The organism is Clostridium sp. (assembly GCF_047718555.1).
Classification (GTDB): Bacteria; Bacillota; Clostridia; order Clostridiales; family Clostridiaceae; genus Clostridium_I.
On record NZ_JBDNRK010000020.1, the window covers coordinates 57,274 to 66,563 of the forward strand.

General features: G+C 30.8%; 10 protein-coding genes. All 10 read right to left on the reverse strand.

Annotated features, from left to right (window positions below):
* Nucleotides 1-26: 26 nt before the first annotated feature.
* Complete coding sequence (gene atpA, locus ABF633_RS09985; RefSeq protein WP_415523544.1) at nt 27-1,529, reverse strand: F0F1 ATP synthase subunit alpha; 1,503 nt, start codon at nt 1,527-1,529, stop codon at nt 27-29.
* A gap of 10 nt (nt 1,530-1,539) precedes the next feature.
* Nucleotides 1,540-2,079, reverse strand: coding sequence for a F0F1 ATP synthase subunit delta (locus ABF633_RS09990; RefSeq protein ID WP_415523545.1), 540 nt, complete (start codon nt 2,077-2,079; stop codon nt 1,540-1,542).
* A gap of 1 nt (nt 2,080) precedes the next feature.
* Nucleotides 2,081-2,560, reverse strand: coding sequence for a F0F1 ATP synthase subunit B (locus tag ABF633_RS09995; RefSeq protein WP_415523546.1), 480 nt, complete (start codon nt 2,558-2,560; stop codon nt 2,081-2,083).
* Nucleotides 2,561-2,616: 56 nt separating this feature from the next.
* Nucleotides 2,617-2,868 (reverse strand): ATP synthase F0 subunit C, encoded by a 252-nt coding sequence (gene atpE, locus ABF633_RS10000; protein WP_415523547.1) that lies wholly within the window; start codon nt 2,866-2,868, stop codon nt 2,617-2,619.
* A 115-nt stretch (nt 2,869-2,983) separates the two neighbouring features.
* Nucleotides 2,984-3,664: a F0F1 ATP synthase subunit A gene (locus ABF633_RS10005; RefSeq protein WP_415523555.1), complete on the reverse strand. Its 681-nt coding sequence runs from the start codon at nt 3,662-3,664 to the stop codon at nt 2,984-2,986.
* Nucleotides 3,664-4,032: an ATP synthase subunit I gene (locus ABF633_RS10010; protein ID WP_415523548.1), complete on the reverse strand. Its 369-nt coding sequence runs from the start codon at nt 4,030-4,032 to the stop codon at nt 3,664-3,666. Before ABF633_RS10010 ends, ABF633_RS10005 begins: the two co-directional genes overlap by 1 nt.
* Nucleotides 4,033-4,650: 618 nt before the next feature.
* Nucleotides 4,651-5,829, reverse strand: coding sequence for an acetyl-CoA C-acetyltransferase (locus ABF633_RS10015; protein ID WP_415523549.1), 1,179 nt, complete (start codon nt 5,827-5,829; stop codon nt 4,651-4,653).
* 566 nt (nt 5,830-6,395) lie between these two features.
* A complete protein-coding gene (gene wecB / locus ABF633_RS10020) occupies nt 6,396-7,523 on the reverse strand; it encodes a non-hydrolyzing UDP-N-acetylglucosamine 2-epimerase (RefSeq protein ID WP_415523550.1) in 1,128 nt (375 codons plus the stop codon).
* Nucleotides 7,524-7,610: 87 nt separating this feature from the next.
* Nucleotides 7,611-8,648, reverse strand: a complete 1,038-nt coding sequence (locus ABF633_RS10025) for a glycosyltransferase family 4 protein (protein WP_415523551.1) — start codon at nt 8,646-8,648, stop codon at nt 7,611-7,613.
* Between the two features lie 48 nt (nt 8,649-8,696).
* Nucleotides 8,697-9,185, reverse strand: coding sequence for a cytidine deaminase (locus ABF633_RS10030; RefSeq protein WP_415523552.1), 489 nt, complete (start codon nt 9,183-9,185; stop codon nt 8,697-8,699).
* Nucleotides 9,186-9,290 lie beyond the last annotated feature (105 nt).

A 9,290-nucleotide genomic window follows, 5' to 3' on the forward strand; every position in this document is an offset into this window, starting at 1 on the left:
GCAAAGGTAAGGTAAATACACCTCTGCTAAAATACTTTTTTATATTCTTCAATTGCACTATTAAGAGCTTTTTTAAGTTCATCATCCAATACTTTTTTTGTAAGTATTGCTTCACCAATTTCTTTATGGTGTGTATCCATGTAGTCTAAAAGACCTTTTTCAAATTCTTTTATCTTACCCACTTCTACATCCATTAAATATTCTTCTACACATGCATAAATTATAATTATCTGTTTTTCAACAGACATTGGCTGATATTGATCCTGCTTAAATATCTCTAAGAGTCTTTTACCTTTTTCAAGTCTCTTCTTTGATTCCTTATCTAAATCTGAACCAAATTGTGCAAAGGCAGCAAGTTCTCTATACTGTGCTAGTTCAAGTCTAAGAGTTCCAGACACCTGTTTCATGGCTTTAATCTGAGCGCTACCACCAACTCTAGAAACTGATATACCAGAGTTAACAGCTGGTCTCTGCCCTGCAAAGAATAAATCTGATTCAAGGAATATCTGCCCATCTGTTATTGATATAACATTTGTAGGTATATATGCAGTAACATCTCCTGCAAGAGTCTCAATTATTGGAAGTGCAGTTATGGAACCTCCACCTAATTTATCTGATAACTTGGCAGCTCTCTCTAGAAGTCTTGAATGCAAATAGAAAACATCTCCTGGATAAGCTTCTCTTGCTGGTGGCCTTCTTAATAATAATGACATTGTTCTATAAGCAACAGCATGTTTACTTAAATCATCATATACAATTAATACATCTTTACCTTGATCCATAAAATACTCACCTATAGTTACACCAGTATATGGAGCAAGAAATTGAAGTGGTGCAGCGTCAGCAGCTGCGGAAGATACAATAATTGAATAATCCATAGCTCCTTTTTGTGTAAGTGTATTGTAAATATGTGCAACTGTTGATTGCTTTTGTCCTATTGCAACATAAATACAAATAACATCTTTTCCCTTTTGGTTTATTATAGTATCTATAGCTATAGCAGTTTTACCTGTCTGCCTATCCCCTATAATAAGCTCTCTTTGTCCTCTTCCAATAGGAATCATGGAATCAATTGCCTTTATACCTGTTTGAAGTGGTTCATTAACTGATTTTCTTTCAATAACACCATGTGCTATTGTTTCAGCAGGTCTTGTTTCAGTAGTTTTTATTGGGCCTTTTCCATCGATTGCTATACCAAGCCCATTAACAACTCTTCCAACCATTGCTTCTCCAACTGGTACTTCAACAACTCTTCCAGTGCTCTTTACTACATCTTCTTCTTTTATTCCCTCTTCATCACCAAGTAGAACACAACCTACATTATCCTGTTCAAGGTTCATGACCATTCCATATACGTTGTTTGGAAATTCAAGAAGTTCTCCTGCCATACAATTTTCTAAGCCGTATACTCTAGCGATACCATCACCTACTTGAATTATAGTACCTGAATCTACAGACTTTACTTTATTTTCATAACCCTCAATTTGCTTTTTTATAATTGAGGTTATTTCTTCAGGTTTTATGTTCATAGGCTCACCTCTATCCTCTTATAAGCATTAATTTTTTCATTTCTTCTAATTTATTTTTAATAGTTCCATCAATGACATCATCCCCAACTCTTACATAAACACCGCCAATAATACTTTCATCAATAGTTTCTTTTAAAATTATTGATTTGTTGTATTTAGCTTTTAATTTATCTGTAAGAGAAGTTCTTTCGGTATCATTCAATGGAATAACCGTCTTTACTTCTGCCACAATCTGATTATTTTTCTCCAAGTCAACCTTTTCCACTTGAAGTATAATTCCGCTAAGCTCACTGATTCTGCTCTTTTCAATGAGTATAAGTAAAAAAGAGAGCAATTCATTATCTATTTTGTCTTTAAAGATATTTGTGAAAACTTCCTTCTTCTTTGAAGTACTTATTTTAGGATTGTTAATTACCTGATTAAGCTCCTCATTAGCGTTAATAAGCTCATGAATCTGCCTCAAATCAGTTATATATTCTTCAGTTTTATTTTTTGCTGAAGCAACTTTATATAATGCTGCAGCATATCTCCTATCTAAGTATTCATACATATCACATACCTACCTTAGTTATAAAATCTTCGATAAGTCTTCTATGTTCTTTTTCATTTATATCTTTTTCTAAAGCTCTTGAAGACAAAATAACAGCAAGATCAACTACTTTTTTCTTTAGTTCATCTTCTGCTTTTTCTTTTTCTCTCTCTACTTCTTTTTTAGCTCTTTCCATTATAAGTTCAGCCTCACTTGAAGCTTCCTTCTTAATGTCCTGTGACAATTTTTCAGCTCTTTCCTTATAATCTTCTACTATACTCTTACCTTGAACTTTTGAATCTTCTAAATTCTTTTCAGTTTGAATTTTTAAAGTCTTTGCTTCTTCTCTGTCCTTATTGGCATTATCTATTGTCTCTTTTACTTTGTTATTTCTAGTATCAATTGCAATTGTAATTCTCTTGAAAAGTAAAAACCTTAGTACTATCAAAAGAATTATAAAGTTAATTATAGTTGCTATAATTGTAAACGGATTTCCACTCATATACTCAAAAGCCTCCCTTCTTCAGGCTTATTTTTATAAAAAAATAAATTTATTAATTATTGCCATTTTACGAAAATTAGCATAATTGCAATAATTAAAGCATATAAAGAAGTAACTTCGGCAAATGCTATACCAAGAATCATTGTTGACATGATATTTCCTCTTGCTTCCGGTTGTCTTGCTATAGCTTCAACTGCTTTTCCTGAAACAGTTCCTATACCAACACCACCGCCAAGACATCCAATTGCGGCTAAACCTCCACCTATAGCTAGCATACCATCTAAAAATGTTTTAGCATCAATATTCATTTTTTCTTCCTCCTTAAAATCAAAAATATAGAATTCAGTTTATAAATTGTCTACTACTTTAATATAATATCTAGCACCATAAAATAAAAGTATATGATGTAGTTTATTATTGAAATTATTCTTCCCCTTCACTTACAGCAATTTTAGTATATACCATTGTAAGCATTATAAATACATACATCTGTATAGCACCATCAAAAACATCAAAAAATCCATGAAATGGAACAGGTATTACAAATGCAAAATGTTTTAAGCCTTGATAAATTAAACTAATTATCATACTTCCAACAAGCATGTTACAGAATAATCTTAGGCATAGTGATAAAGGTAAAGTTACCTTTTCAATGATATTCATTACAATCATTGGTGCAAAAGGCTTTAGATATGATTTAAAATAACCACCAACACCAATTCGCTTGATAGAAGTAGCTTGAATTACTACAAAACTCATTAGTGCAAAACCTGCAGTAACATTTATATCCATAGTAGATGGATCTACTCCAACGAGACCTGTTAGATTTAGAAACAATAAAAATATGGCCATAGTTCCAATAAATGGTATGAAACTTTTAAAATCATCTCCCATATTTGATTTAACTAATCCACTTATAGTCTCTACAAATATTTCTAAAACACTTTGTGTTTTACTTGGAATAGTTTCTATCTTCCTTGTTAGAATTAAAGCTATGATAATTATTATAGCCATGATTATCCACTGTATGACAATACTCGTTGTAACAGCAATAGAATGATTTGCTAAATTTAAAGTGAACGCTGTTTCTGGACTCATCCTAATCACTTCCTTTCTGATTTATTTATTGTGATCCCATAAAGTACAATTGAAATATAGTGTAGAGTATAGCCTATTAAAAAAGCTACAAAATTAAATTTATTATCTTTACAAAGCAGTACAGCGATACTACCTGTAATAATAATCCTAATTATAGATCCAATAACACCAATAATTTTATTTCCATCTTTTTTTAATGAATAATTTGAAATGATAGAATTTAATATAAAATTTAAGGCAGCAAGTAACAATCCAATAACCAACATATATGTATAAAGTTTGAAGAAAATATAACAAATAACACTGGATAAAGCAACAATTATTATATCAAAGGAGATGACCTTCTTTAAAATTTCTTTAACTTCCACATTCATGCCACTACCACCTACTATCCAATTACAATATATAAATTATATATCTAAGTTATTTTTAATGGAACTGCGACATTTCGCTTTTTTTCTCCCTATTTCACAGTCTAATCTATTTATCTACACGTATCTTCACTTTAATCCTCATAGTTCATGTTTTCTTCATTTTGCTAATATATTTTTTAATATTTCAAATGCCCGAATTATGTTTATTTTCAGTTATTTTATACTGCAATGAATAGTAAACGAGTTCATTATTCTATGCCAATAGCATTTTTTTGTATATTTATATCTATTATTTCATAAAAGGTATTTAAATATTTAAATATTTAAATATTTTTTACTAAAATACAAGTTTTTTTGGTCTTACCAGTTTATAAAAATATGCTTAAGTCATAAAAAATTTAATAAATTATACTTTAATATACCAAAAATTTATTATTTTCATGCTAATTTAAAGTAAATTAATATAAACTTCACTTAAAATTATATATTTAGTAACTACTGGTTAATAAATAAAACTTAAATAAAATAAATCTATTTTGTGAATTGATAAAATAATTTATTACAAAAGAAAAAACAAGGTGAAGATTAAATCTTCACCTTGTTTTTATATTAATGAACTTATCTTTTAACTATAAGAGCTGTACCTTGTCCTCCACCTATACACAATGTAGCAAGACCAGTTTTAGCATCTCTTCTTATCATTTCATATAAAAGTGTAACTAGTATTCTACCGCCTGAAGCTCCTACTGGGTGTCCAATAGCTATAGCTCCACCATTAACATTAACTTTGTCTGTATCTAGATTTAAATCTTTAACAACAGACAAACTTTGTGCTGCAAAAGCTTCATTAGCTTCTATTAAGTCTAAGTCTTCTACTTTTAAGTTTGCTCTTTCAAGAGCAACTTTAGTAGCTCCAACTGGTCCATAACCCATTATAGCTGGATCAAGTCCTTTTGAACCGAAAGCTGCTATTCTAGCAAGAGGTTTAACTCCAAGCTCTTCAGCCTTTTCTGCACTCATAATAACAAATGCTGCTGCTCCATCATTTATACCTGATGCATTTCCAGCAGTTACTGTACCATCTTTTTTGAAGGCAGGTCTAAGTTTTGCTAATGCTTCTATTGTAGTACCAAATCTAGGAAATTCATCTGTATCAAATATTTTAGGATCTCCCTTTCTCTGTGGTATTTCTATAGGAACTATTTCATCCTTAAATTTACCAGCTTTTATAGCAGCTTCAGCCTTTTGTTGTGAGGCAAGAGCAAATTTATCTTGATCTTCTCTAGTAATATTCCACTTTTCTGCTATATTTTCAGCAGTTATTCCCATGTGGTAATTATTGAAAGCATCCCATAAGCCATCTACAATCATTTCATCTACAAGCTTGGTATCGCCCATTTTAGTTCCCCATCTAGCATCATTAACTAAATATGGAGCTCTTGACATGTTTTCCATACCGCCAGCAACTATAATATCAGCATCTCCTGATAATATCATCTGACGTGCAAGTGATACAGCTCTAAGACCAGAACCACATACCTTATTAATTGTAAGAGATGACACCTCTACTGGTAAGCCAGCTTTTATTGATGATTGTCTAGCTGGATTTTGTCCAAGTCCTGCCTGAAGAACATTTCCCATTACTACTTCTTCAACATCTTCTGGTTTTATTCCTGCTCTTTTAACAGCTTCTTTAATTACTGCTGCTCCTAAATCCACAGCTGGAACTCCTTTTAAGCTTCCTCCAAAAGAACCTACTGCTGTTCTTACAGCACTTGCTATTACTACCTCTTTCATGAAAGTAACCTCCTAAAATTTATATTCTTAAATATTAAAATCGTTTGTTATTTAATTCACAATTTAATTATAACCACAAATATTTTTTTTATCAATAGATTTTGTTAAAAAATATACAAACTTTATTTTTTCTTAGTGTTTTTAAGTATATGTAATTTTCTATAATTTATTTAAGAATAATGATAAACAACTTCAAAAAATAATATTTAAGGCATATTTAAATAAACAATAAAACAAAGTTTCTAATCATTTATTTAAATATGCCTAATTTGAATTCTGTTTATAAGCAATCTTACTAATATTAATAAAAATCAATTTCTATTTTAAAAATTTAATATATAATATAAATTTTAATCCCTATTGAAAATTACTTTCCTGATCTAATTTTAACCTGACTAACTTGGCGTAAGTCTCCCACGCACACAGCGAAAGCGATTCACACAAAATCTAAGATTTTGGTTCTCTGCTTTTCTTCAAGTGGGAGTTCAACGCCAAGTAATCCATGCATTTGCAGTTCTAAAATTCAGATGGGGTAAAAGAATCCCCACCTGAATTAAGAACTTGCTTCAATTATCTTTGTTAAAATATTGTAAAATTATATCTACAATTCTTTTAGATGCTAATCCGTCTCCATATGGATTTATTGCTTTACTCATTTTAGAATACTTTTCTTCATCTCCTATAAGTTCGTTTGCTTCCTTTATAATTATATCTCTATCAGTTCCTACTAATTTTACTGTTTTGGCTGCAACTGCTTCCGGTCTCTCTGTTACATCTCTTAATACAAGAACAGGTTTTCCCAAATGAGGAGCTTCTTCTTGGAGACCTCCTGAATCTGTCATTACCATAAAACACTTATTCATCAAATTATGAGTTTCCTTTGTATCTAAAGGTGGAAGTAAATGTACCCTCTGAACTCCATCTAAATATTTATAAACTACATCTCTAACTACAGGATTTAAATGAACTAAGTATACTAATTCTACATCTTCATTTTGTTCTACTATATCTTTAAGAGCCTTACATATATTTTCTATGCCTTCTCCCCAATTTTCTCTTCTATGAGCAGTTACCATAATTACTTTTTTATTTCTATAGTCTAGATTGTTAAGTTCTTCATTATCGAATTCATAATTATCCTCTACAGTATACTCCATAGCATCAATTACTGTATTTCCTGTAACATAGATGTTTTTCTCATTAACGCTCTCCCTTAGCAGATTATCTCTGGCACTTATTGTAGGAGCAAAATGTAAATCTGCCATGGCTCCAGTTAATTTTCTATTCATCTCCTCAGGAAATGGGAAATATTTATTAAAAGTACGTAAGCCAGCCTCTACATGTCCAAGAGGAATTTGTTTATAAAAAGCTGCAAGAGCTCCTGCAAAGGTAGTAGTAGTATCTCCATGTACTAATACCATATCCGGCTTTTCAATTTCAAAAGTTTCCTCTAAACCCTCTAGAACTCTTGTAGTTATGCCCGTTAAACTTTGTTTTGACTTCATAATATTCAGATCAAAATCAGGAGTTATATTAAATAAGTTCAAAACCTGATCAAGCATTTGCCTATGTTGTGCCGTCACACAAACTTTTACATCTATAATTTCTCTTTTCTCCAATTCTTTTACAAGCGGAGCCATTTTAATTGCTTCTGGTCTAGTACCAAAAATAGTTATAATTTTAATTTTATCCAATCCGTATTCCTCCTACCATTGGCTATATTCAAATAAATATCAAAATATATAATATTCTTCATATAGTATTTATTTCCACATAGCTTATCAACTTTTGTGTTTAAATAATCCGAATTTCCAGGCTAAAAATACTATGGCTATTATTACAATTGTTAAAACCATATATGCTTTTTTATTAGTTAATTGCATAACGATAATGGCAATAAAGCCAAGTACTACGCTAATGGAATACATTATAATTACTGCTTGACGCTGTGTTAATCCCATATCTAGCAATCTATGATGTAAATGTCCTTTATCAGCCTCAGCTATAGATTTACCATTTACCTTTCTTCGTATTATTGCAAATAGAGTATCATAAATAGGTAACCCCAACGCAAGAATAGGCACAGCTAGAACGATGGCCGATGCTGATTTTATGGCCCCTTTCATAGCTATTGCCGCAAGCAAAAATCCAAGCAATTGTGCTCCTGTATCCCCCATAAATATGGAGGCAGGATTAAAATTATAGGGTAAAAATCCCAATATAGCTCCTGCTAATATAATTGTTAAAGTAATTACCTCTAAATCTGCCATACCACTTAAAAATGCCACTATAGTCATAGTAACACAGGCTATGAATGCAAGACCTGCTGAAAGTCCATCTAAACCATCAATTAAATTAAAGGCATTAGTAACTCCTATAACCCAAAGCATTGTTAAAGGTATTGCAATAAAGTTTGCAATACTTATATATAGATTCACATCACTAACAGGATTTGTAATTACTGATATCATTATCTTAAAAGATATTAATACACAGGCAGCAGCAATCTGGAAGATCAGTTTTTGCCATGGTCTTATGTTATATTTATCATCTATTACTCCGCCAATAACTATAATTAAGCTTCCTATTATTATTCCTATTTCAGGTTCATTTATTGGACCTTTCTTTAAAAAAACCATAATTACAAAAGCTATATAAATAGCTAATCCACCCAATTTTGGAATTGGCTTTTTATGTACTCTTCTACTATCCTTGGGAATATCTACCACTTTGAAGGTGCAAGCTAGCTTTCTAACCAAAGGTGTACTTATAAACGAAATAACTGCAGAAAGTATTGCTATTAAATATAAATTTTCCATATTTATTTTCCTCTTAACTATGTAATTATTTTTCTAAACAAAATGTACTTAATATCCCAATTCATCCTTAAGAGAATCATCCTCCTCTATCCATAAATCAGTATCTATAACTCTATAATTGTGTTTGGTATCCCGTATAATCACATTTCTAATGCCTGAATTGATAATTAATCTCTTACACATGGTGCATGAATTAGCATTTTCAACATATTCTCCAGTTTTTACATCTTTACCAACTAAATACAGATCAGCTCCAATCATATCTCTTCTTGAAGCACTAATTATAGCATTAGCTTCCGAATGCACAGATCTACATAATTCGTATTGTGTTCCCCTTGGAACATTTAATTTTTCTCTTCTACAAAAGGCAATATCAGAGCAATTTTTTCTTCCCCTTGGTGCTCCTGTATAACCTGTAGATATGATTTCATCATTTTTAACAATTATAGAACCATAATTACGCCTTAAACATGTTCCCCTTTCTAATACCGTTTCTGCGATATCTAAATAATAGTTATATTTATCTCTTCTTTCCATATATTATCTCCCTAAAGTATCAATTATAAGATTGTCATTGATAATTAATAATTCCTAAATTAAACAGAAAAAATATCCTTTTTTATTATATCACCAATTTATATA

Coding starts and splice junctions, on each gene's coding strand:
- atpA (WP_415523544.1), bottom strand. CDS start 1,529: ATGAACATAAAACCTGAAGAAATAACCTCAATTATAAAAAAGCAAATT.
- ABF633_RS09990 (WP_415523545.1), bottom strand. CDS start 2,079: ATGTATGAATACTTAGATAGGAGATATGCTGCAGCATTATATAAAGTT.
- ABF633_RS09995 (WP_415523546.1), bottom strand. CDS start 2,560: ATGAGTGGAAATCCGTTTACAATTATAGCAACTATAATTAACTTTATA.
- atpE (WP_415523547.1), bottom strand. CDS start 2,868: ATGAATATTGATGCTAAAACATTTTTAGATGGTATGCTAGCTATAGGT.
- ABF633_RS10010 (WP_415523548.1), bottom strand. CDS start 4,032: ATGAATGTGGAAGTTAAAGAAATTTTAAAGAAGGTCATCTCCTTTGAT.
- ABF633_RS10015 (WP_415523549.1), bottom strand. CDS start 5,829: ATGAAAGAGGTAGTAATAGCAAGTGCTGTAAGAACAGCAGTAGGTTCT.
- ABF633_RS10025 (WP_415523551.1), bottom strand. CDS start 8,648: ATGGAAAATTTATATTTAATAGCAATACTTTCTGCAGTTATTTCGTTT.
- ABF633_RS10030 (WP_415523552.1), bottom strand. CDS start 9,185: ATGGAAAGAAGAGATAAATATAACTATTATTTAGATATCGCAGAAACG.